At 45.4% G+C, this 23,183-nt stretch carries 19 protein-coding genes; 5 read left to right on the forward strand and 14 right to left on the reverse strand.

The window, feature by feature from the left end:
- Position 1: 1 nt before the first annotated feature.
- The 11 genes from nuoL to ndhC all read right to left on the reverse strand — a co-directional run bounded on the left by nuoL (position 2) and on the right by ndhC (position 11,954).
- Positions 2–1,897 carry an NADH-quinone oxidoreductase subunit L gene (gene nuoL, locus NI465_RS03075; RefSeq protein WP_216986262.1) on the reverse strand — a complete coding sequence of 632 codons (1,896 nt, stop codon included), beginning with the start codon at positions 1,895–1,897 and terminating at the stop codon, positions 2–4.
- Complete coding sequence (gene nuoK / locus NI465_RS03080) at positions 1,894–2,202, reverse strand: NADH-quinone oxidoreductase subunit NuoK (RefSeq protein ID WP_004280769.1); 309 nt, start codon at positions 2,200–2,202, stop codon at positions 1,894–1,896. The genes nuoL and nuoK overlap by 4 nt, the downstream gene beginning before the upstream one ends.
- Entirely contained in the window at positions 2,202–2,720 is a 519-nt protein-coding gene (gene nuoJ, locus NI465_RS03085; protein ID WP_171054322.1) for an NADH-quinone oxidoreductase subunit J, read from the reverse strand. Before nuoJ ends, nuoK begins: the two co-directional genes overlap by 1 nt.
- Positions 2,720–3,262 (reverse strand): NADH-quinone oxidoreductase subunit NuoI, encoded by a 543-nt coding sequence (gene nuoI / locus NI465_RS03090; RefSeq protein ID WP_253144261.1) that lies wholly within the window; start codon positions 3,260–3,262, stop codon positions 2,720–2,722. The genes nuoJ and nuoI overlap by 1 nt, the downstream gene beginning before the upstream one ends.
- 18 nt (positions 3,263–3,280) lie before the next feature.
- A complete protein-coding gene (gene nuoH / locus NI465_RS03095; protein WP_004280772.1) occupies positions 3,281–4,297 on the reverse strand; it encodes an NADH-quinone oxidoreductase subunit NuoH in 1,017 nt (338 codons plus the stop codon).
- A gap of 3 nt (positions 4,298–4,300) precedes the next feature.
- Entirely contained in the window at positions 4,301–6,979 is a 2,679-nt protein-coding gene (nuoG, locus tag NI465_RS03100; protein ID WP_180086397.1) for an NADH-quinone oxidoreductase subunit NuoG, read from the reverse strand.
- An 11-nt stretch (positions 6,980–6,990) separates the two neighbouring features.
- The gene (nuoF, locus tag NI465_RS03105) at positions 6,991–8,322 is read right to left on the reverse strand and encodes an NADH-quinone oxidoreductase subunit NuoF (protein ID WP_004280774.1); all 1,332 of its coding nucleotides are present in this window, start codon (positions 8,320–8,322) and stop codon (positions 6,991–6,993) included.
- On the reverse strand, positions 8,319–8,828 hold the full coding sequence (gene nuoE, locus NI465_RS03110) for an NADH-quinone oxidoreductase subunit NuoE (protein ID WP_004280775.1): 510 nt from the start codon (positions 8,826–8,828) through the stop codon (positions 8,319–8,321). Before nuoE ends, nuoF begins: the two co-directional genes overlap by 4 nt.
- A gap of 14 nt (positions 8,829–8,842) precedes the next feature.
- Positions 8,843–10,630, reverse strand: coding sequence for an NADH-quinone oxidoreductase subunit C/D (gene nuoC, locus NI465_RS03115; RefSeq protein ID WP_253144264.1), 1,788 nt, complete (start codon positions 10,628–10,630; stop codon positions 8,843–8,845).
- A 91-nt stretch (positions 10,631–10,721) separates the two neighbouring features.
- Complete coding sequence (locus NI465_RS03120; RefSeq protein ID WP_004280778.1) at positions 10,722–11,402, reverse strand: NuoB/complex I 20 kDa subunit family protein; 681 nt, start codon at positions 11,400–11,402, stop codon at positions 10,722–10,724.
- Between the two features lie 6 nt (positions 11,403–11,408).
- On the reverse strand, positions 11,409–11,954 hold the full coding sequence (gene ndhC, locus NI465_RS03125; RefSeq protein ID WP_004280779.1) for an NADH-quinone oxidoreductase subunit A: 546 nt from the start codon (positions 11,952–11,954) through the stop codon (positions 11,409–11,411).
- A 573-nt stretch (positions 11,955–12,527) separates the two neighbouring features.
- Here ndhC and NI465_RS03130 point away from each other — a divergent pair.
- Complete coding sequence (locus NI465_RS03130; RefSeq protein WP_005247904.1) at positions 12,528–12,884, forward strand: hypothetical protein; 357 nt, start codon at positions 12,528–12,530, stop codon at positions 12,882–12,884.
- Between the two features lie 69 nt (positions 12,885–12,953).
- Here the strand turns inward: NI465_RS03130 and bfmS are convergent, their stop codons facing one another.
- Positions 12,954–14,627 carry a sensor histidine kinase BfmS gene (gene bfmS, locus NI465_RS03135; protein WP_005104083.1) on the reverse strand — a complete coding sequence of 558 codons (1,674 nt, stop codon included), beginning with the start codon at positions 14,625–14,627 and terminating at the stop codon, positions 12,954–12,956.
- A gap of 42 nt (positions 14,628–14,669) precedes the next feature.
- Positions 14,670–15,386 (reverse strand): response regulator transcription factor BfmR, encoded by a 717-nt coding sequence (bfmR, locus tag NI465_RS03140; RefSeq protein ID WP_004280782.1) that lies wholly within the window; start codon positions 15,384–15,386, stop codon positions 14,670–14,672.
- A gap of 567 nt (positions 15,387–15,953) precedes the next feature.
- Between bfmR and NI465_RS03145 the strand changes: the two genes are divergently transcribed.
- The 4 genes from NI465_RS03145 to NI465_RS03155 all read left to right on the forward strand — a co-directional run bounded on the left by NI465_RS03145 (position 15,954) and on the right by NI465_RS03155 (position 20,767).
- The gene (locus NI465_RS03145; RefSeq protein WP_253144266.1) at positions 15,954–18,791 is read left to right on the forward strand and encodes a ribonucleoside-diphosphate reductase subunit alpha; all 2,838 of its coding nucleotides are present in this window, start codon (positions 15,954–15,956) and stop codon (positions 18,789–18,791) included.
- Between the two features lie 106 nt (positions 18,792–18,897).
- Complete coding sequence (locus NI465_RS03150; RefSeq protein ID WP_253144269.1) at positions 18,898–19,179, forward strand: hypothetical protein; 282 nt, start codon at positions 18,898–18,900, stop codon at positions 19,177–19,179.
- Between the two features lie 34 nt (positions 19,180–19,213).
- The gene (locus NI465_RS16690) at positions 19,214–19,342 is read left to right on the forward strand and encodes a hypothetical protein (protein WP_005106195.1); all 129 of its coding nucleotides are present in this window, start codon (positions 19,214–19,216) and stop codon (positions 19,340–19,342) included.
- A 141-nt stretch (positions 19,343–19,483) separates the two neighbouring features.
- Positions 19,484–20,767, forward strand: coding sequence for a ribonucleotide-diphosphate reductase subunit beta (locus NI465_RS03155; protein ID WP_004645882.1), 1,284 nt, complete (start codon positions 19,484–19,486; stop codon positions 20,765–20,767).
- Positions 20,768–20,866: 99 nt separating this feature from the next.
- Here NI465_RS03155 and NI465_RS03160 read toward each other — a convergent pair whose 3' ends face one another.
- Complete coding sequence (locus NI465_RS03160; RefSeq protein WP_253144271.1) at positions 20,867–22,987, reverse strand: TonB-dependent receptor; 2,121 nt, start codon at positions 22,985–22,987, stop codon at positions 20,867–20,869.
- Between the last annotated feature and the right edge of the window lie 196 nt (positions 22,988–23,183).

The raw sequence follows: 23,183 nt of genomic DNA on the forward strand, positions 1-23,183 counted from the left end.
TTTATTTCCCCACGACCTGAATCACGATCAAGATCATCAGTAGGACAACGACACCGAGCCCCATACTAGATGCATATTCACGCAGTGAACCGGTTTGACGTGAACTTGTAAAGCTGTGACCACCTTTAACAAGTGCAGGAAGTACCAGCCATAGGCCATCAATTGGATCACGACCAAAGATCTTCGCGAACATTAAATATGGCTTCACGAAAATGAGGTCATACAGCGTATCGAAACCTAATGCGTTACGGCAGATGTTGACCAGGCCAGCACCTACAGAAGTGGCTGCAAAACGTTTGACTGCATTGTAAGCAAAAGCGAACAGCACGACACCGACTGCAAGACCTGTTAAAGCAACAGCGATTGCGATGTATTCAGCACCATGTGCACCTGCTTCAAGCGCTTCAGGAATAATGAAGGCTGGAATTTGGGCTGCATCCAGAATGCTCATTACCGGTGCTTTCAGGACGATCGCCAGACCTGTTGAAAGTACAGCAAGAATTGCCAGTGGCGCCCAGTAAGTTGCACCTTGGATTTCATGATAAGGTGTGTTTTCTTTGCCAAAGAATACAACCCAAATTAAACGGAATGTATAAATAGAGGTTAAGAATGCACCTGCAACACCGACCCAGTACAGCGTGTTATATACTGGCAAACCAGCAATATGACTTTGCGTCCAGACTGCAGCAAGAATCGCATCTTTTGAGAAGAAACCAATCGTCAGGAATGGAATCGCTGCCAATGCACCGCCACCAATCGCGAAACATGCAAACAGGAATTTGTTCTTGTAGAACAGACCGCCCATCTTGAAGATGTTTTGTTCGTGATGGTAAGCCAGAATCACCGCACCAGATGACAAGAACAATAATGCCTTGAAGAATGCGTGAGTCAGCATATGGAACAGACCCGCTTGGTATGCTTCAGCACCCACCGCCATAAACATATAACCCAGCTGACTCATGGTTGAGTAAGCCAGAATACGTTTAATGTCAGTTTGAACCAGTGCAGCAAAACCAGCCACAAGCAAAGTCACCGCACCTGTGATCGAAATAAACACCATCACTTCTGGCGCAAGTTCAAAGACTGCGAACAGACGGCAGCACAGGTAAACACCCGCAGTTACCATGGTTGCAGCATGGATCAATGCAGAAACAGGTGTCGGACCTGCCATCGCATCGGCTAACCATGTTTGTAACGGGATCTGTGCAGATTTACCCGCCGCACCCAAGAACAATAACAATGCTGTCCAGATGGTCAGAGATGAACTTTGTGTCATTACAGTCGCTGCATTTTCAACGATGTACTGAATGTTCAAGGTACCGAATTGCTGGAAGATCAGGAACATGGCAATCAGCAGGAATACGTCACCGATACGGGTAACAGTAAATGCCTTGATTGCCGCCAGACCATTTGCAGGGTTCTGGTAGTAATAACCGATCAACAGGTATGAACACAGACCTACGCCTTCCCAACCCAGGAATAATAACGCCAGGTTGTCACCCAGTACCAGCAATAACATGCTTGCAACGAAAAGGTTAAAGTAAGAGAAGAAACGTGCGAAGTCTTCTTCACCGCGCATATACCATGATGCAAAGATGTGAATCAAGAAACCCACACCAGTGACCATACCCAGCATCAATAAAGACAAGCCATCCAGCTGCAAGCTGATGCCAGGAGCAAAACCGCCAACACTGAACCAGGTCCAGAGATGTTGTACTACTGCAGTTGAACCATTATTCACAAAGTCCATACCCGCAATCAGTGCGAACAGTGCAGATAAACCGACTGCACCCACACCAATAATGGCTGCAACAGATTCCGGAAGCTTGTTGCGCCCCGCCGCTAACAGGACAAAACCAATGAGCGGAAATAAAATTGTTAGATATAAATAACTCATCCGCGCATCTCACTAGCAGCATCCACATCCAGGTGATGGAAGCGATGATAGAACTGAAGGACGATCGCAAGACCAATACAAGCCTCTGCCGCAGCAAGCGTCAGGATCAGGATAAACATGATCTGACCATCTGGCTGTGCCCATGCACTGCCCGCCAGGACGAACGCTAAAGCAGCAGCGTTCATCATGATTTCAAGGCTCATTAAAATAAATAGTAGGTTGCGTCGCACCATTACACCGTAAAAACCCAGTGCAAAGAGAATAGATGCAACGATCAAACCATGCTCTAAAGGGATGTTGCCCATTATTCTTTTTCCTCTTCTGCATCTGGTTCACGTTTACCCAAATGGAATGCAGCTACCAAGGCAGCAAGCAATAACATCGCGGCAACTTCAACCAACAACAAGTATTGCGTAAAGAGTGCTTGACCCACTGCTTTCGGGCCCACCATTTCTGTACCCATTACCAGTGAAGCTTGTGTGTAATCAGAGTTTAATACCCATACCAGCACCAAACCGATCAGGAAGCTCATCAACGCCGGATAAGCCCAAGCCGATGAAGTCAACCATTTTCGTTCTTGTTCAACGGTCTGCTCACCCAGGTTCAGCATCATCACCACGAACACGAACAACACCATGATCGCGCCCGCATAAACGATCACTTCCAGCGCACCAGCGAATGGTGCACCGACGATCAGGAACATGCCTGCGACTGCAAGCAATGACACGATCAGGCTTAATAAAGCATGTACCGGATTCGCGTTAGTCACCACGCGAACCGTAGAGACAATGGCCACGAGGGCCATTAAATAAAATGGCCACATCATGGTAATAGACTCCGTACATCAACAGGTGCACTTTCACGCTGTGCTTGACCTTTGTCCTTGCCTGCAACTGCCATACCGGTTACACGGTAGAAGTTATAGTCAGGATATTTACCAGGACCAGAAATCAGCAGGTGTTCTTTTTCATAGACCAAGTCCTGACGAACATATTCGCTGAGCTCAAAATCTGGAGTCATCTGAATCGCAGTGGTTGGACACGCTTCTTCACACATACCGCAGAAAATACAACGCGAGAAGTTGATACGGAAAAATTCTGGATACCAGCGACCATCTTCACGTTCTGCTTTTTGTAGTGAAATACAGCCTACCGGACAGGCAACCGCACACAGGTTACATGCCACACAGCGTTCTTCGCCATCAGGGTCGCGTGTCAATACAATACGACCACGGAAGCGTGGTGGCACGATTTCTTCGGCCGGCACTTCCGGATATAAAATGGTGTCACGTTTACGTGTTGCGTGGCTGAACACCATCCACAACGAACGAACGATTGACCCGAATCCAGCTAGAAATTTAAACATTTTGTTCTCCCTGCTGTCTTAGGCCTGATTCATCAGAATCACAGCACCAGTCACCAAAAGGTTAACCAACGCCAATGGCAAGCAAATTTTCCAACCAAAGTTCATCACCTGGTCATAACGTGGACGCATTAATGAACCACGCGCCAGTACAAACATCATTACAAAGAATGCTGTTTTGATAATGAACCAGAATGCTGCTGGAAGGAACGGAATATCAAGGTTGAATGGCGCAAGCCAGCCACCGAAGAATAACGTCACGATCAATGCAGAGATCAGTACCACGTTGACGTATTCCGCAACGAAGAACATCCCCCACTTCATACCGCCGTATTCAACATGGTAACCTTCTGCCAGTTCCTGTTCTGCTTCTGGTTGGTCAAATGGATGACGATGCGTTACCGCAACACCCGCAACCACGAAGATCAAGAAACCCAGGAACTGGGGAATTACAAACCAAACATCTTTTTGCGCTTCAACGATTTCACGCATGTTGAATGAGCCGGCAATTGCCACCACACCCATCAACGAGATACCCAAGAACACTTCATAAGAAATGGTCTGAGCCGCAGAACGTAAACCGCCCAGTAAGGCATATTTGTTGTTTGATGACCAGCCACCGAACAGGACTGCATAAACTGCAATACCCGCCATTGCCATAAAGAACAACAGGCCGATGTTCATGTCTGCTACACCTAAATAAGGTGATACAGGAATAACCATGAACGACAGCACCGCAGTTGCCATCGCAACTGCTGGCGCCATACGGAACGTCAATTTGTCAGCAAACTTAGGTGTCCAGTCTTCCTTGAACATGATTTTCAGCATGTCGGCAACAATCTGGAACATACCGCCCGGACCAACACGGTTCGGACCATAACGGTCTTGCCACAAGCCGAGTAAACGACGTTCAATAAAAGACATCAACGCAGCGATCAGTACTACAACCAGCAAGATCACAATCGCTTGAATGACTGAATAGGCAATTGGCCAGTTTTCAGCCCACAACGGCGTTTGACGGATTAATTCTTGTTCCATGAATTACACTCCTACCGCGACTGAAACAGGCTCTGCAAGAGATACCGTCGGTGCCAGACCGATTGGGTAGCCAATATAACCTGTCGGTAAATATTCAATCACTTGAACTGGAAGAACGATTGACGTCTCACCTGCTTTCACCGTGATTGTCTGACCATCTTGAACATTCAGGCGCGCTGCATCCTGCTCACCCACTGCAAATACCGCTTCAGGAATACGTGTTTCCATCGCTGGTGTTTTGATGGTAAATTCACCTGAACCAAAAATATGGTGCATCGGTACTAGACGGAAGCTTTCAGCATTGACCAGAACAGGTGCCGGTGCAACGAATGTACGTGCCGGACGTTTTGCCAAACGGTCGAATAAACGAACGCCTGAATCACCACCTTTCAGTGAACCACCCACAGTTTCCTGGAACTTGTTCCAAGCTTGTGGCGAGTTCCAGCCTGCAGACCATGCAAATGGAACCAGTGGAGATGGAGTCTGGTCTCCGACATAACCTTCCATCGAGAATGTTAATGCGGAGTCTTTATCTGTAGGCTGTTTCGGCTCATGTACAGACAATGGCGAACGCATTGAAGTACGACCTGAGTAACGACGTGGTTCACGTGCCACTTTCAAGCCATGAACACGGAAGCCCGCATCAGGTGCAACATCCAGAATGCCTTCAAGCGCAGGAACGTTTTTCGCCACTGACTCGATCACATCATCCAGTAAAGTCCAAGAAATCGCTTTGCCTTTTACGCCTGTTTCCAGAGCGTGTAACCAGCGCCAAGATTCCTTGATCGCCAATTCAGGATTGTAGTAGCTTGGGTCATACACTTGGTAGAAACGTTGTGCACGGCCTTCTTGAGAAACGACAGTACCATCACCTTCAGCAAACGATGCAGCAGAAAGTACGATGTCGGCTTTTTTCACTGTTGCAGTTTCAGAGTGATCCAGTACGATCACATCTTTACCTGCAAGTGCAGCATCGACCTGTGCAGCAGGAAGACGACGGTAAAGGTCGTTTTCAACCACAATCACAGTATCGTAATCTTGTGCAAATGCTTGCTCTAGGCTTTGACCACCAAAGATTGCCATACCCATCGAGTTCACTTCAGGAACCGTCAAAGTCAGACCTGCATTACCCAGATTCTGTGCAACTTGTGCAGCAGCTTCCATAATGGCAGGATCTTGCAAGCTTGTACCCGAGATGATCAGTGGTTTCTTCGCAGCTTTTAAAGTGTCCGCAATGGTTTGTGCAAATGCTTTGGCATCGTCATCTAAACCAAGAATCGTTTCACCCGCAACTGCTGCAGCAACTGCAAAACCTAAACGCGCGATATCGTTTGGAGAAGCAACCACTTCACCTTCAGCAACATCAGACAAACGGGTTTGTGTCGCAGCCAGGATGTAAATCGGAGATTTGGCATCTTGGGCAATACGTTGCACCGGTTCAGCCAACCATTCTTGGGTACGGCGCTCTGCCGCCATCTCTTTGCCTTTATTTTTCGCAGCCTGGCGAACAGATAAAGCCATACGAGGCGCAGTTTGGGTCAGGTCTTCACCTAAGATCAGCACTGCATCGTAGCTTTCAATTTCACGCATGTTCGGGTTGTAAACACCCTCGGTTTGCATGATTGAAGCTGCAAGTTCAACCAGGTTTTGCTCTTTTTGAGATAGACCTGTTGAGAAGTTCTCTTGACCCACCAACTCACGAAGTGCGAAGTTTGATTCAAGTGATGCACGCGGTGAACCAATACCCAATACTTTTTTGCCCTGGATATTTGCAATGACCGTGTCTAGTGCTGCATCCACTGAAACAGTTTCAACAGTTGCACCTTGACGGAATTGTGGTTGACGCGGACGGTCTTCACGGTTCACATAACCTGTACCGAAACGGCCTTTGTCGCATAGGAAGTATTGGTTTACTTCACCATTATAACGGTTTTCTACGCGGCGAAGTTCGCCATAACGCTCACCCGGAGAGATGTTACAACCTGAAGAACAGCCTTGGCATACGCTTGGCGCATACTGCATGTCCCATTTACGGTTGTAGCGAGCCGAATGAGTTTTGTCGGTGAATACACCTGTTGGACATACTTCAGTCAGGTTGCCCGAGAATTCAGACTCTAAAGTACCTGATTCAGGACGACCGAAGTACACACGTGATGCATTGGCATACACGCCGAAGTCCGTACCACCTGCGTAGTCTTTGTAATAACGCACACAACGGTAACACGCGATACAACGGTTCATTTCGTGAGAAATGAATGAGCCAAGCTCCTGGTTGTAATGGGTACGCTTCGTGAAACGGTAGCGACGACGGTCATGCTGCGTCATTACAGTCATATCTTGTAAATGACAGTGACCCCCTTCTTCACAGACTGGACAGTCGTGCGGATGGTTGGTCATCAAGAATTCAACAATCGAAGCACGGAAATCTTTGGCTTCTTTGTCTTCAATCGAGATGTAGGTATTGTCAGATGCTGGCGTCATACATGACATGACCAAACGGCCACGCGTATCTTCTGGATTCGCGTACTGGGTCACGGCACATTGACGGCAAGAACCGACAGAACCTAAGGATGGATGCCAACAAAAGTATGGGATATCAATGCCAAGACTCAAACATGCTTGTAGCAAGTTTTCCGAGCCGTTGACTTCATACGATTTGCCATCGACATGAATTGTAGCCATAGTCGAATTCCTTAAGCTTGTTCTACGTTGCTGGTTTGAGCGGCGGCATTCACAACCTTCGCTTCAAATTCGCCACGGAAATATTTGAGTGCGCCCATAAGCGGCTCCATTGCACCCGGTGCGTGGGCACAGAAAGTTTTACCAATCCAAAGCTTACGAGTCAGTTCTTGTAAGTGATCGATATCTTCTTTCTTACCTGTGCCATCTTCCAGTGCTTTCAGCGCTTTCACAGCCCAAGGTAAGCCATCACGGCAAGGCGTACAGAAACCACATGATTCGCGTGCAAAGAATTCTTCGAGGTTACGTGTCGCTGAAACCATACATTGGGTTTCATCTACCACCATCAACAAACAAGTCCCTAAACGCGAACCTGCTTTCATGATGCTTTCCGCATCCATAGGAAGATCAATATGCTCGGCAGCCAGGAAGTCAGTCGATGCACCACCCGGTAACCATGCTTTCAGTTTTAAGCCGTCACGCATACCACCCGCATGGTCTTCAATCACTTCACGTGCTGTCGTACCAAATGGAAGCTCCCATAGACCCGGGAATTTTACCTTACCTGATGCACCATAAATCTTGGTGCCTGGATCTTTCGACTTACCCGCAGACAAGTTGATATACCATTCAGGACCACGCAGCATGATGGCTGGTAAGTTGTTGTAGGTCTCTACGTTGTTGACAATCGTAGGACGACCCCAAGCACCTGCAACTTGCGGGAATGGCGGTTTAGTACGCGGGTTGGCACGGCGACCTTCTAGCGAGTTAATCAATGCAGTTTCTTCACCGCAGATATAACGACCCGCACCGGTATGCACGTGTAACTCGAAGTTCCAGCCTGTACCAAGGATGTTATCCCCTAAGTAACCTTTGGCACGAACTTGCTCAAGTGCTTCATTTAAGTACTGAGCAGCTTCAATGTACTCGCCACGGATAAAGATATAACCGTGTGTTGCTTCAAGCGTATAGCCTGCAATCAGCATGCCTTCGATCAATTGATGCGGAAGATCTTCCATCAACAAACGGTCTTTAAAGGTACCTGGTTCCATCTCATCGGCATTACAAATCAGGTAACGTGGACCTGAGTTGTCGTTTGGCGCCATGAGTGACCATTTAATGCCTGCCGGGAAGCCTGCACCACCACGACCTTTAACAGTCGCTGCCTTAACCACTTCCAATACATCTTTAGGCGACATGGTCAGTGCTTTTTTAAAGCCTGCATAACCTTCCAGCGCTTCGTAATCATCTGCATTACGCACGTTGGCTTGTTTGCTTAAACGCCATGTTAATGGATGCGTTTCCGGGTTACCGTCGCCATAAATTGGTTTTGGTTCAGTATTCATACATACTTCTCCAACAGCTGTTTCACCGAAGTCACTTCAACCAGACCGTGCGTGTCTTCATCAATCATTAAGGTTGGACCTTTGTCACAGTTGCCCAGGCAGCAAATTGGCAGCAAAGTGAAACGACCATCTGCAGTCGTTTGACCAAATTGGATTCCTAATTCGCGCTGGAATGCTTCTGCCAAAGTTTCCGCACCCATCAAGAAACACGCAATCGAATCACATAACAAAATTACGTGACGACCGACCGGCTGACGGTAAATACGGTTATAGAACGTTGCCACACCTTCAAGGTCTGCAACGCTCATGCTCAGCATTTGTGCGATGGCATTCATTTGCGCATCATCTACCCAGCCATTACGGCGTTGTACACACTTTAGCGCATCTAGACACGCTGCACGTGGGTATGGGTAGTGCCCCATGTGATGTTCGATATCGTGAATTTCGTCAGCAGTCAAAATTCCTTCAACATTCACACGTGGCTTTTTATCAGTCAAAATCATCATAATGCGTTTACCCCTTAGCGATCCACGTCAGCCATTACGACGTCAATGGTCGCTAAATAAATGATTAAGTCAGACATTAAGCTGCCGTTAATCACAGAAGGCATTTGCTGTAAATGCGTGAAGGTTGGTGTACGGATACGGGTACGGTAACTCATGGTTGACTTGTCTGAAGTCAAGTAGTAGTTCGACGCGCCTTTCACCACTTCCGCCATCACAGATGCTTCACCCGCCGGCATTACAGGACCCCAAGATACACTCAGGAAGTGCGTAATCAAGGTTTCAATATCTTGTAATGTCTTGTCTTTTGGTGGTGGAACAGCCAGTGGATGGTCTGCTTTGTACGCACCAGACGGCATATTATCTAAACATTGTTTGATAATTTTCAGTGATTCTTCGATTTCACGGTAGTGAACGATGACACGTGCATAGGCATCGCCTTCGTACTCAACCGGCACTTCGAAGTCGTAATTTTCATAACCGCTATATGGACGGTATTTACGTACGTCAAAGTCGATACCTGTAGCGCGTAGACCTGTACCTGTTACACCCCAAGCCAATGCAGATTTTGCATCGTATTGCGCAACATTACGGGTACGACCCACAAACACCGAGTTTTTCAGCGCCGCAGTATGGTATTCCTTCAAACGTTTTGGCATCCAGTCCAGGATTTCACGAATCAGGTGCTGCCAGTTGTTTGGAAGGTCGTGTGCAGTACCACCGATACGGAACCATGCCGGATGCATACGGTAACCGGTGATCGCTTCAATTGCGTCATAGATTTTCTGACGGTCAGCAAACATGTAGAAGACTGGCGTCATACCGCCGGCATCCTGAATCGCAGTACCAATGAACAGCAAGTGGTTATTGATACGGAACAGTTCAGACATCATCACGCGGATACATTGCGCACGGTCAGGTACAGTAATACCCGCCATTTGCTCTACGCCAAGCACGTAAGGCATGTTTTGCGCACAACCACCGAGGTAGTCGACACGGTCTGTATACGGAATGAATGAATGCCAGGTTTGACGTTCAGCCATCTTTTCCACACCACGGTGGTGATAACCGATGTCAGGCACACAGTCTTTCACTTCTTCACCGTCCAGCTGCAAGATCACACGGAACGCACCGTGCGCAGATGGATGGTTCGGACCCAAGTTCAGGAACATGAAGTCTTCATCGGCATTGCCGCGCTTCATACCCCAATCTTCAGGGACGAAACGAAGATGTTCCTGTTCGTAGTCCTGTTTGGCTTTATCTTGCAAATACGGCGTATATTCAGTCGCACGCGCAGAATATTCTTTACGTAGCGGATGACCTTCCCAATAGGTTGGCAACAAGATACGACGGAGCATTGGATGCCCATCGAAATTGATCCCGAACATATCGTAAGCTTCACGTTCGTACCAATTGGCATTTGGCCAAATATTGGTTGCCGTCGGAAGATTCAAATCGCTTTCAGCTAAGGCAACTTTAATACGAATGTCAGTATTACGCTCGAGCGACAACAGGTGATAGAACACGGTGAAGTCAGACGCAGGTAAACCGTCGCGGTGCGTACGCAGACGCTCATCTACCGCTGACAGGTCGAACAACATCACGTAAGGACGTGACACTGTACGCAAGAACATTAAAACTTCTTGTACACGTGCGCGCTCAACCCAGACTGTCGGGAAATCCTCGAAAGTCGTTTGCACAAAGAAGTTCTCACCAAATTTGGTTTTGAGTTCTTCAATGATGGCAAATGCTGGGCGTGAATCAACAGGCGTTGATTCTGGCATAGCAATGTCAGTTTCAGCCATTGGCTTGGCTTCCTATTTAATACAAATTCAGTCAATCTAAACGACAATTACACCCATAGCGGGTGCACAACAAAACAACCTGTCGTTTAAATTATTTAATTTCATCCATAGAGCGTAAGTTCTTCACAGCAACACGCTGGTCTTTCTTACGGTCACGTTCCGGCATCATCTTTGGCTTATACACTGGCTTAAGATCATCACCGATCACCGCAGAAAGCGGACGACGCTCTAGTTGAATCTGGTCTTGCAACAGCATCAATGCCTGAATCAAAGCTTCAGGACGTGGTGGGCAACCTGGAATATACACATCGACCGGGATGATTTTATCCACACCTTGTACGACTGAATAAATATCGTACATACCACCTGAGTTGGCACATGCACCCATTGAAATGACCCATTTTGGTTCAAGCATCTGTTCGTACAGACGCTGAATTACTGGCGCCATTTTTACGAAGCAAGTACCCGCTACAATCATTAAGTCCGCCTGACGCGGTGAAGCACGGATAACCTCGGCACCAAAACGTGACAAGTCATGCACGCCGGTCAAGGTCGTTGCATATTCTACGTAGCAGCAAGATGTACCAAAGTTAAATGGCCAAACTGAGTTTTTACGACCCCAGTTGACTGCTGTATGTACCACATCCTCTAAGCGAGTCATGAATACATTTTTATTCACTTCTTCTTCTAGCAACGGATCTTCTACAACAATACGTTCCTGAAGTGGATATTGGTCAGCATTCGGATTCGCACGGGTTAATGTATATTTCATCCCGTCTTACTCCTTATCAGATAATTGAGTTTGTGACTTTTTCACAAAACCAGATGATTGAGCCGGGATTTGACCCGTTGGATCCATCACCAATTCTTCAATCGAGTTGAAGCGCGTAATTTCTGCAAGATCCATATTTGGCGAACCAATCTTAGCTTTAATTCCTGCTGCCTTACGTCTGTCTGAAGGTGCCCAATTGAGTGCGCCTGTCGATAATTCGTAAATCAAACCAACAAGTAAAACTATGATAAAGATAGCTGCAGTTGCAAAACCAATCCAACCTACCTCACGAACAGAAACTGCCCATGCATATAGATAAAGTGCTTCTAAATCAAACACCACAAAGAAAATTGCAACTAAATAGAACTTTGCAGACAAGCGGATACGAGCTCCACCTGCGCTAACTACACCTGACTCAAACTGCTCCTGCTTGGCACGGCCCCATGATTTACCCCCGAGGAGTAATGGGACAGTCAGCATAAAGACGCATAAAAATGTAACGCCGATCACGAAGGCAATAATTGCCCATTCGTATGGAGTAATAGCACTCATGCGGGGATAACTCCTGGCAGGCCTATTTGTTAACAAAGAATGTATGTATTGGCCTTCAAATACACCAAACACAAAATTAATCCCGCCAATTGTACCTGATTTTGGATTTCACTTGCTAGTTTATAAGCCTTAGTCTTTGGGATGATTTTTTAGACATTTCAGCATTTAATTTGACTTTAATCATTCAGAATTCGTTTTAATCGTTTTCCTAAATTAAATTTTAATTATCTATTAATTTTTTTTGTAAATAGCGCTACCAGAAAATAGACTGATCGATGAGCTGCTTTTCTCGCCCACCCATTTAGATATAGTCCTTTTCACGATTGAATCCAAGTTAAATCGGATAAAAACTTATTTTAACAACTATTTTTCAGTCCAAACCATTTGATTTAACTTGATATTTAATGTGATTTTTCAAACTTAACGGTTGATTTACCCCCTGCAGCCGCTTGCTAATCTTAGATTCACAATTGTGTCTTTTTGCAACATGCTCAACGGACTGATTCAGAATATGTTATTTCTATTTCTAAATCACATCATGACATTAATAAAGTAACAATAAGGAGTCCTTGCATGTCTCTACGCTTCTCTCATCGGCCTAATTATTTTTTATTTGCTCAATTACTGGTTCGACATATAGAAAATTACATCCAGAAAAATCCTAACATAAGCCAGGCAGCTTTTGACTTACGCGATATCCATGCACTTTTTCAAGAGGACCACGCTTCTTCCAGCATCAATTTGGATGGCATTATGAATATCGCTGACGAATATAAAGTCGAAACGTTATCAGGCGACCAGAAACTGATTCAGCGCTATAATGTCGATGCGAAAAATACCAAACTGTTGATCGACTTTAACCCTGAAGCGCTACAAAGCTTAAAAGAGGGTAAATCACTCATTGAACCTGATGCGACCATTCAGGAATAAAAATCGCTCCCAATAAAAAAACGATGCCGATGCATCGTTTTTTTTATGACTAAAATCATTCACACAATATCAAGCTAAATGATCGCTCGCTTCCTCAGGCTTTTTTTCTAGCATCTTGCGCTTACTCTTCTTGACATAACGTTGTGCCGGCCAGGTCATGGTAAAACGCGCACCACCCAGCGTCGGACTTTGATCCACCTGAATCGTGCCACCAAACCAGTACGCAATCCGGCTGACAATCGACAAACCTAAACCATAACCACCCGACGCACGGGTACGGCTATCATCCAGTCGGGCAAAGGCTTCAAAAATGCGGGCACGATCTATTTCTGGAATCCCCGGCCCGTCATCTTCAACGCAAACATAGGCCTGACCATCCTGATCCAGACCGCCGCTAATCAAGATTTTATTATCGCAATAACGTACAGCATTGCCGACCAGATTCTGAATTACACGATGCAGATAACGACGCTCCGCCTCTACTGTGACCGCAACAGGCATTGGATGTAATTCGATGATTTTCTGAGTTTTCAGCGCTTCAGTTTCTTGTGCCACCTGATTCAGTACGTCATATAGATCGATTTGCTCAAACTCAATCGACGGCATGCCCTGTTCCAGTTTGGCATAGGTCATGATCTCATCAATCAAGGTATTCAGCGCTTCAATATCTTTATCAATCTGTTCCACCTGTTGCAGACGATAATCGTAGTCATCTTCATCCGCCATCATTTCCACACCAAAGCGGATTCGTGCCACCGGTGTACGCAACTCATGCGACACCGCACGCATCAACTCACGCTGCGCTTCGATCAAACGCTGGATATGATCTGACATATTGTTATAGCTAGACGCCAGTGTAGACATCTCGTCACTGCCTTCCACAGGAAGACGCAATGACATATTACCCGATTTCATTTTGTTTAAGGCATAGCTGACTTCACGCAACTTACGCTGCATCGGAACCAGAAGACCATAAACACCCAGACTCAACACAAAAAGGCTTAATAAGGTAATACCGGTCGCCAACTGGAATGGCATCCAGTTAAACAAGGGTACCGGCCCCATGACCAATACTTGCGAGGTCGAACCAGGAATCGGTGAAATAATTGAAATTGTGGTACCACGAATAGAGGCATTGTCGCGGTATAAAATGATGCTGTGATCCAGACGCAGACGTCCGATTTGCTCGGAGTCTAAAGGTAGATTCTGGACATTTTCGATAGAAACCGGATAAGAAAAATAATCCTGAATACGAGCCAGATATTCTTTTTCCTGACCTGGATAGTAGACCAGATAGTCCAGGATAAAGACTGGTAAGGCCTTCATCTGGCGCTCAGTAATACTGTCGGCCTTAATATAAAGGTAATGACCCGGGTCATCGCGCAGCCCAACTACAATATAGGCAATACCCGATTCAGCGTCCCAACGCACCACCGCTTTTCGTTCGGCAATACGGCGCCCTTCAGCACGGGTAATGTCGACCTTGCTGGCTTCTACATAGTGAATGGGCAATTCCAGCAAATCGGAGGCATCAGAAACCCAATCCATTTTTTGCTGGAGATTTGGCTGGCGTGCAACCCCCTCACTGATGATATATGCCATACCATCAGTCAGGGATTCGCGATATTCTTGCGCACGCTGATAGTTGATAATCTGTACCAACAAATAGCCGAACACCGCCACCAAGACGACAAGAATGACGAGTCCTGCGTATATACGCAAAAATATACTGTGTTTAAACACCTATAATTTATCCTGCTTGTTCAAGCAACAAACCACATTTGCTTAAAGACCATTGGTCTCTTTAACAAAAAGATAACCCTTACTACGTACTGTTTTAATACGCTTCGGATTTTCTGGATCGTCACCGATTTTTGGACGGATACGAGAAATACGCACATCGATTGAACGGTCTTGGCCATCATATTCGATACCACGTAAACGCTCGAAAATATCTTCGCGAGAGAGAATACGGCCAGCATTCGATGCAAGCAACCATAACAGGTCATATTCTGCACTGGTAAAATCAACCAGATCGCCATTTAAGGTCACTGAACGACCGCCGTTGTCGATGACCAGATCATCAAATTCGATGCGCTGTGCCACTTCATCTTCAGGCACCTTGTCAGTACGGCGCAATAATGCACGAATACGTGCCAGCAATACACGCGGCTGAACAGGCTTAGCGACATAGTCATCTGCACCCATTTCCAGACCTAAAACCTGATCCATGTCTTCAGTACGCGCAGTCAACATCAAAATCGGCTGATGATAATGTGGACGCACTTCACGGCAAATGGTCAAGCCATCAGCACCTGGTAACATTACATCCAGCACCACCATATCTGGCTGCTCGGCAATAATCCGACGAATGGCACGGTTACCATCCGGCTCTACCCCCACCTCAAGTCCGTTACGGATGAGGTATTCTTGCGTTAAACGAGCAAGACGCTCGTCATCTTCAACAATTAAAATCTTGGGTAACTTTTCTTCTTGGCTCATGTATTGCCCCTTATTTGGTGGATCTACGCTATAGGCGTATCCTTTTGAAATCCAATAGATACGTTTTTAATATGCTTGCAATATACACACGTTTACATTGTAAACAAGATAGCGTTCACCAAACTGATACATCAAGATAGCATTTTGTAATATTTTATCGTGCATTTTTTGGACAATTATGCTTGAAACAGTGGCTTAGATCTGATTTGCGATTTACACAACTATTACATGGACAAAATATGACTGCTTGATTCAGCACTTTTTAGTTATCCACAGTGTTATCTATAAGCACTTTCTTTTGACTTTGTTATGCTATGCCTTGCCTGATAAGGCTTATACAAAAATCAATAAAAATAGCGATATTTTTACAAGGATTAAAGCACAACTTAAGAAAAATATTTAGCTAAATGTCAATATTGATCTACCCTAAATTTTCCCGTATCTTGTGTTCAATTAATTTTAAAACCACTAGGTCTTGTGTTTATTCCTCAAACACTGTGGCATGAATTTTGCCCAGTTCAAACGGTCCATAAACATAAAAATAGATGACAATGGAGCTATGCTAACATGAGCGTAATCACTTCAACTCCTGGTCAACTTCAGGTGATTAAACGCACCGGTGATGTTGCCGCTTTTGATGCAGAAAAAATTTCTGTCGCAATTGGTAAAGCGTTTTTGGCGGTTGAAGGCCAACAAAGCGCTGACTCGAGCCGGATCCATGATCGTATCGAGCAACTGACGGAAATGGTATTAAATACCTTTAAACGTCGTTTACCTTCTGGCGGAACGATTCATATTGAAGAAATTCAAGACCAAGTTGAACTTGCGCTAATGCGTACGGGCGAACAAAAAGTTGCACGCTCTTATGTCATTTACCGTGAACAACGTTCTGAAGCACGTAAACAGTTGGGCGCACATCATCACCCGACCCTGCAAATTACTGATGCTGAAGGCAAACTCAAGCCACTAGATTTAAGTGCTTTAACTGCGCATGTTACTAAAGCAGCAGAAGGCCTTGAAGGCATTGATGTACAAGCCATTGTCGATGAGACCGTGAAAAACTTGTACAACGGCGTAAAAGAGTCGGACATCTCAACCACGATGATGATGGCGACCCGTACCCGTATTGAGCAAGAGCCTAACTATACATATGTGACTGCACGTTTATTGCGTGATGACCTGGTTGCGACTGGTTTGAAATTCCTGGGTCTACCTGTAGATACAGTTGAAGGCGATGCGCTGGAAACTTACCTGAAAAAAGGGATTGAGCTTGAGCTGCTTTCTCCAGAATTGCTGAACTTTGACCTTGCGAAATTGGCTGCTGCGATTCAACCGGAACGCTCGAATCAGTTTACTTACCTGGGTCTTCAAACTTTATTTGACCGTTACTTCATCCATTCGGATGGCGTACGTTTCGAACTTCCGCAATTGTTCTTTATGCGTGTTTCTATGGGCTTGTCGCTCAATGAAGAAAACCGTGAAGATCGCGCGATTGAGTTCTATAACTTATTGTCTAGCTTCGACTACATGGCTTCGACGCCTACCCTATTTAACTCAGGTACGCTTCGTCCACAATTGTCTAGCTGCTACTTGACCACGATTGATGATGACCTGTATGACATTTATGGCGCGATGCGTGATAACGCAATGCTGTCTAAATGGGCAGGCGGTTTAGGTAATGACTGGACGCCAGTTCGTGCCTTGAACTCATACATCAAAGGCACTAACGGTAAATCTCAAGGTGTTGTTCCGTTCCTGAAAGTAGCGAATGATACGGCTGTTGCGGTTAACCAGGGCGGCAAGCGTAAAGGTGCAGTATGTGCATACTTAGAAACCTGGCACCTGGACATCGAAGAATTCCTTGAACTGCGTAAGAACACTGGTGATGACCGTCGTCGTACCCATGACATGAACACTGCGAACTGGGTTCCTGACCTGTTCATGCAACGTGTATTCGAAGATGCAGAATGGACTTTATTCACACCTTCTGAAACGCCTGATCTGCATGATTTGACCGGTGCAGAATTCGCTGAGCGTTATGCGCACTACGAAGCGATTGCCAAAGAAACAAACATGTTGCACAAGAAAATCCGTGCAAAAGATTTGTGGCGCAAAATGCTGTCTATGCTGTTTGAAACTGGTCACCCGTGGATCACATTCAAAGACGTATGTAACCTGCGTTCACCACAACAACACGTAGGTGTAGTTCACTCTTCTAACTTATGTACAGAAATTACGCTGAACACCAGCAAAGAAGAAATCGCGGTATGTAACCTGGGTTCGATTAACCTGGTACAACACGTTCAAGGTGGTGTTCTTGATCGTGAAAAACTGGCACGTACAGTTAAAACTGCGGTTCGTATGCTCGATAACGTGATTGACATCAACTACTACGCTGTTCCGCAAGCGCGTAACTCGAACCTGAAACACCGTCCGGTTGGTATGGGTATCATGGGCTTCCAGGATGCACTGTATGAGATGAACCTGGCTTATGGTTCTGATGCTGCGGTTGAGTTTGCTGATGAATCGATGGAAGTGATTTCGTACTACGCGATTTCAACATCTAGCGATTTGGCTGTTGAACGTGGTACATACGAAACATTCAAAGGTTCATTGTGGGATCAAGGTATCCTGCCAATCGACTCGCTTGATCTGGTTGCGAAAACTCGTCCAGAACGCATGTTCGAAGTCGACCGCACTCAACGTCTGGACTGGGATACTTTACGTGCCAAAGTTCAAAAAGACGGTATGCGTAACTCGAATGTGATGGCAATTGCTCCGACTGCTACGATTTCAAACATTTGTGGCGTGTCTCAATCTATTGAGCCTACATTCCAGAACTTATATGTGAAATCTAACTTGTCTGGTGAATTCACCGTGATTAACCCATACCTGGTACGTGCGTTGAAAGAACGTGGTCTTTGGGATGCGGTAATGGTCAATGACCTGAAACACTTCGAAGGTTCTGTTCAGAAGATTTCCCGTATTCCTGAAGAGCTTAAAGCGATCTTCGCGACTGCGTTTGAAGTTGAAACTCGCTGGATCGTGGATGCTGCATCACGTCGTCAAAAATGGATCGACCAGGCGCAGTCTCTGAACCTTTACATCGCTGGTGCAAACGGTAAGAAACTGGACATCACCTACAAGATGGCCTGGTTACGTGGCCTTAAAACGACTTATTACCTTCGTGCATTGGGTGCGACTTCTGCTGAGAAATCAACCATTAACACTGGCGCATTGAATGCAGTTAAACCTGCAACTGTTGCGGCTCCTGTTGCGGCAGTAGCTCCGGTGGTTGAAGCGCAAAAACCTGAAGCTCCTGCAGAGGAAGAAGGTTTTGCTCAAGCGGCGCCAGTGCCAATGGCATGTTCAATTGACAATCCTGATTGTGAAGCTTGTCAATAATTAACTAAAGGTATCGAACTCAGAAATTAGGCTACTCACGTGGCCTCTCTGGAAATTCTCTAAACGTTAGGCTACGTATAGCGTAATTTTTCTGAAAGGAAGAATTATGAAAAAAAGAAAAGATATCTTTGGTCGAAAAATTGATTTAACCAGAGAAGAGCGTAAGTCTCTTCAAAGATTTGTAAGTGTAGCGATTACGGCTATTTGGTTTTGGCGATTTAGAGATTTGCCAATCATCTATAGCTTGCTTAATTGTCTCACTTATATGTTCACAGAGTTTTTAAGACTTCTTAAAAAGAGTTGGGAATTATCTATAGTGCTAGCTATACCTTATTTTGCAGCAAAGTTCGCACTATATTTTATTCATTTGAGTCAGCCTATCATTTGATAGGCTAACTATAAAAATAAAGGAAATCACCATCATGCCTCCAATGACTCATAACTACATGTTAGGACTTGCGGCATTGCTGATTTCCTTTGGTATTACCTTTTATTTACCCATTGCTTACTTCTGGTTCAAAGTTCGCCAGCAGCGTAAGCAAAATAAGTAGTGGGGATTATTGCTCCTGTATAAAACTAGAGCATTCATCAACAAAACTTAATTTTGCTTACACAAATTAAGCGTATAGTAAGACATCTCAGCCAAGCTGAATGTCTCATAAAAGATATAAAGCAACGTAGAGAGAATTGATATGTCTATCCTAAGTTGGGACGATTTCGAAGATGATTCGCAAAAACCGGCTGCACCTGAACAGCAGCCTGCGCCCGTCGAGCCGCAAAAAGCGACTAATTCACAGATGGTATCTGATGCAGGCAACGCATCGCCGGATGTGGCAGCTGCACAACCCCTTAGAGCCACTCAAAACCGAGGATCAAATCCAACCGATTCGCTGGCAAGAGCATCTGCTTCCCTAGAGCAGCTTGATGTTGCTCCAGGCCTTGAAGAGCTTGAAATGGGTGCACAGCGTGTACAGGTTGACGACAAGGCAATGATCAACTGTCGTGCTGACTTGAACCAGCTTGTTCCATTCAAATACGAATGGGCTTGGCAGAAGTATCTGGACGGATGTGCAAACCACTGGATGCCGCAAGAAGTCAACATGAACCACGACATCGCGCTGTGGAAGTCTGAAAATGGCTTGACTGAAGATGAACGTACAATCGTGATGCGTTCACTCGGTTTCTTCTCAACTGCCGATTCACTGGTTGCAAACAATCTGGTACTGGCGATTTACCGTCATATTACCAACCCTGAATGCCGTCAGTACATCTTGCGTCAAGCGTTTGAAGAAGCGATTCACACACACGCTTACCAGTACTGTATCGAATCTTTAGGTATGGATGAAGGCGAAGTCTTCAACATGTACCGCGAAGTACCGTCAGTGGCACGTAAAGCAGCGTGGGGCCTGAAATATACTCAGTCTTTAAGTGATCCTACTTTCAAAACCGGTACACCTGAAAACGACCAGATTCTGCTTCGCAACCTGATCGCATTCTATTGTGTACTTGAAGGTATCTTCTTCTACTGCGGTTTCAGCCAGATCCTGTCGATGGGCCGTCGTAACAAGATGAATGGTGTGGCCGAGCAATTCCAGTACATCCTGCGTGATGAGTCGATGCACCTAAACTTTGGTATCGATATGATCAACCAGATCAAGATCGAAAACCCGGGTTTATGGACGACTGAATTCCAAGAAGAAATCATTCAGATGATTCTTGAAGGCACCATGCTGGAAATCGAATACGCACGTGACACGATGCCACGCGGCGTACTTGGCATGAATGCGGGCATGATGGAAGAATACCTGAAGTTCATTGCTAACCGTCGTCTGGCGCAGTTAGGCTTGCCTGAACAGTTTGCTGGTGTGAACAACCCGTTCCAGTGGATGTCAGAAATGATGGACTTGCGTAAAGAGAAGAATTTCTTCGAGACGCGTGTAACAGATTACCAAACTGGCGGTGCGTTAAGCTGGTAAGGTTTTTTACCGTCACGCGACACATAAGTTGTCATTTACGACTCATAGTTTGTCATAAAAAACCGCCAATACTGGCGGTTTTTTTACATCACATAACAATTAAAATTCTTTTGTCACACTCAGACCAGCACTCCAGTTCCGCCCTTCTGCCGGCTCATAATAACGTCCTTCTGGTCTACTACTTTCATTAACAATCACCGAACCAGAATAATCTTTATCAAACAGGTTATCGACACGCGCAAAAGTATTCACCGCCCAATCTTGCATTTTCCAGTGATAACCTACATTGGCACCAGCGACTGTGTAGCTTGGTGCAGTATCAGAATTTAAGTCGTTCACATAAATCTTATCGGAGTAACGCACATCGAGTCCTGCATGTAAGCCATTTTCAGGCTTCCAGCCCAGACTTAAAAATGCCTGATTTTTGGCAATCCCCGGAATATAGTTCCCGGCTGCAATAGCGGTAACCGTACCGATTGCGGGAATTTCAGCATCAAAAGTAGCATCTATATAGCTATAGCTGGCTTGAGCAGTGAGATCACGCCAAAGGTTTTTGCTCCAGGAGAGTTCAACACCTTCTCTTAAAGTTTTATCGGCATTACGGAAGGTCGATCGCCCATTATCATTTTCTGCAGAGACAATATCATTCTCAGTTTGGGTGTGGAAAATAGCAACAGTGAAATCACCTAAAATATTGGCAGACTTTAAGCCAATTTCATAAGTTTCACTTTCAGCGGCTTTTAAACTAAAGCTGCGGTTTTCTGCAGTATTTGCAGGATAAGACATTTCAGTAAAGGTCGGCGTTTCAAAGCCTTGTGCATAACTGACATAAGTCATCAGCTCAGGTAAAATCTGCCAGCTTAACGCAGCTGAAGGCAAGAATTTATGATAATCGGTTTTACCTGAATTATCGCCATTCGCCAGAAACTTGTCTGTAGACTTGAAATGTACATTGCTATAACGTAGCCCTGCATCTAAAGTCCAATCGGGAGCAAAGTGATAAGAAGCTTGCAAATACGGATCTAAATTCCATAGGGTATTATCTTCATCTCGACGCAGTTCACCTTTAACCCCCAAGCGATCACCTAAAAAGTTTTGATAGCCTTTACGGTCTTCGGTCATCGCATCAATCGCAACACCAGCAATCAGTTTTAAATTTGGTAAAACTTCTTTGCCTGTCCAGCGTAAATCTGCCCCATAAAAATTACGGTCAAAATCAATCACGCCACCCACATGATTAACTCCACCTTGTGCTGTACGAGGAATCGATTGATATTGCGTGACTGCGCGCTGTCCCCAGTAGGCCATGCCATACAGTTCATGCTGGTCATTGATCGGTTTATTCCAGGTCAAACCTGTTTGCAACTGCTCAATTTCTTTACGTGCATTATAAAGAAGGACGTTGGTCGCGACCTGTCGGGGATTGACCTTCCACTGTTCTCGGGTTAAACCGCCCGGATCATCCGCTGCAATTTTAACGTAGTTATTCATCCAGTTGATTTTAGAACCATCTTCCAGATCCCAAGTCAGCTTGGCATTATGCAGAACTTTATGTGCACTGCTGTGGTCACGGTAACCATTGGTATCAAAATAAGAGGAGCTAATGACATAGCTTGGCTCTGAAGCATTCTCTGAACCGCCTTGCAAAACCAGCTTGGTCTGCCCTTTGTTCTGGCTCCCTGCAGAATGCCCCAGTTCAATTGAGTCAGCGCCTTGCCCTTCCCTTGTGGTGGTTAAAATCGTTCCTCCGGAAGAGTTGCCATACAGTGATGAAAATCCACCACCCAATACTTCAATATGGCCCAGACTATTCAAGTCAATATTCGAGGTTTGCCCCTGTCCATCCGGCATTGTTGCAGGGATTCCATCTACATATAAACGCACACCACGCACACCAAAACTGGAACGTGCCCCAAAGCCTCGCATCGAAATTTGTAGGTCTTGGGCATAGTTTTCACGATTGTTTAACTGTAATCCCGGAACGCCTTTTAATGTTTCCGAAAGATTCACATTCATGCTGTTATCTTGTTCTTGATTCAGATAATACACTGACGCCGGTGTGGTCAATCGCTCCCGATCTGTACGGGTCGCTTGAATGACAATCGTGTCTAACCTTTGGACTTCTTGTGTATCATTTTCTGCATAAATGTTCTGACCTGCGCAAGCAATCAGGCAGGACAAGGTCGATCTCACGAATGGAAATTTCGGGCTTTGGTACATAAATGACAGGCCTTATTTGAAAGTGGTTTAATGCGGCAAATACCTTATCGAGATGGCGTACATCTCATGATTCAACTCATTTTGTTTTAAGCATCGATACCAAATAAGTATGCTAATTCGATGACATATAGTTCGCTCAATGAATAGGAATATTTTGAGCTTAAAAATTCTGTGTTCGATAAATTTAGACTTAATT

This window comes from Acinetobacter lwoffii (assembly GCF_024129855.1).
Lineage (GTDB): Bacteria > Pseudomonadota > Gammaproteobacteria > Pseudomonadales > Moraxellaceae > Acinetobacter > Acinetobacter lwoffii_L.

Bases quoted from the DNA above. Each gene is read 5' to 3' on its own strand.
- NI465_RS03150 (WP_253144269.1), top strand. From the start codon at position 18,898: ATGAAAAAAAGAAAAGATATCTTTGGTCGAAAAATTGATTTAACCAGA.
- nuoK (WP_004280769.1), bottom strand. From the start codon at position 2,202: ATGGGCAACATCCCTTTAGAGCATGGTTTGATCGTTGCATCTATTCTC.
- ndhC (WP_004280779.1), bottom strand. From the start codon at position 11,954: ATGAGTGCTATTACTCCATACGAATGGGCAATTATTGCCTTCGTGATC.
- nuoG (WP_180086397.1), bottom strand. From the start codon at position 6,979: ATGGCTACAATTCATGTCGATGGCAAATCGTATGAAGTCAACGGCTCG.
- NI465_RS03145 (WP_253144266.1), top strand. From the start codon at position 15,954: ATGAGCGTAATCACTTCAACTCCTGGTCAACTTCAGGTGATTAAACGC.
- NI465_RS03155 (WP_004645882.1), top strand. From the start codon at position 19,484: ATGTCTATCCTAAGTTGGGACGATTTCGAAGATGATTCGCAAAAACCG.
- NI465_RS03130 (WP_005247904.1), top strand. From the start codon at position 12,528: ATGTCTCTACGCTTCTCTCATCGGCCTAATTATTTTTTATTTGCTCAA.
- nuoC (WP_253144264.1), bottom strand. From the start codon at position 10,630: ATGGCTGAAACTGACATTGCTATGCCAGAATCAACGCCTGTTGATTCA.
- NI465_RS03160 (WP_253144271.1), bottom strand. From the start codon at position 22,987: ATGTACCAAAGCCCGAAATTTCCATTCGTGAGATCGACCTTGTCCTGC.
- nuoE (WP_004280775.1), bottom strand. From the start codon at position 8,828: ATGATGATTTTGACTGATAAAAAGCCACGTGTGAATGTTGAAGGAATT.
- nuoF (WP_004280774.1), bottom strand. From the start codon at position 8,322: ATGAATACTGAACCAAAACCAATTTATGGCGACGGTAACCCGGAAACG.
- nuoL (WP_216986262.1), bottom strand. From the start codon at position 1,897: ATGAGTTATTTATATCTAACAATTTTATTTCCGCTCATTGGTTTTGTC.
- nuoJ (WP_171054322.1), bottom strand. From the start codon at position 2,720: ATGTGGCCATTTTATTTAATGGCCCTCGTGGCCATTGTCTCTACGGTT.
- NI465_RS16690 (WP_005106195.1), top strand. From the start codon at position 19,214: ATGCCTCCAATGACTCATAACTACATGTTAGGACTTGCGGCATTGCTG.
- NI465_RS03120 (WP_004280778.1), bottom strand. From the start codon at position 11,402: ATGAAATATACATTAACCCGTGCGAATCCGAATGCTGACCAATATCCA.
- nuoH (WP_004280772.1), bottom strand. From the start codon at position 4,297: ATGGAACAAGAATTAATCCGTCAAACGCCGTTGTGGGCTGAAAACTGG.
- bfmR (WP_004280782.1), bottom strand. From the start codon at position 15,386: ATGAGCCAAGAAGAAAAGTTACCCAAGATTTTAATTGTTGAAGATGAC.
- nuoI (WP_253144261.1), bottom strand. From the start codon at position 3,262: ATGTTTAAATTTCTAGCTGGATTCGGGTCAATCGTTCGTTCGTTGTGG.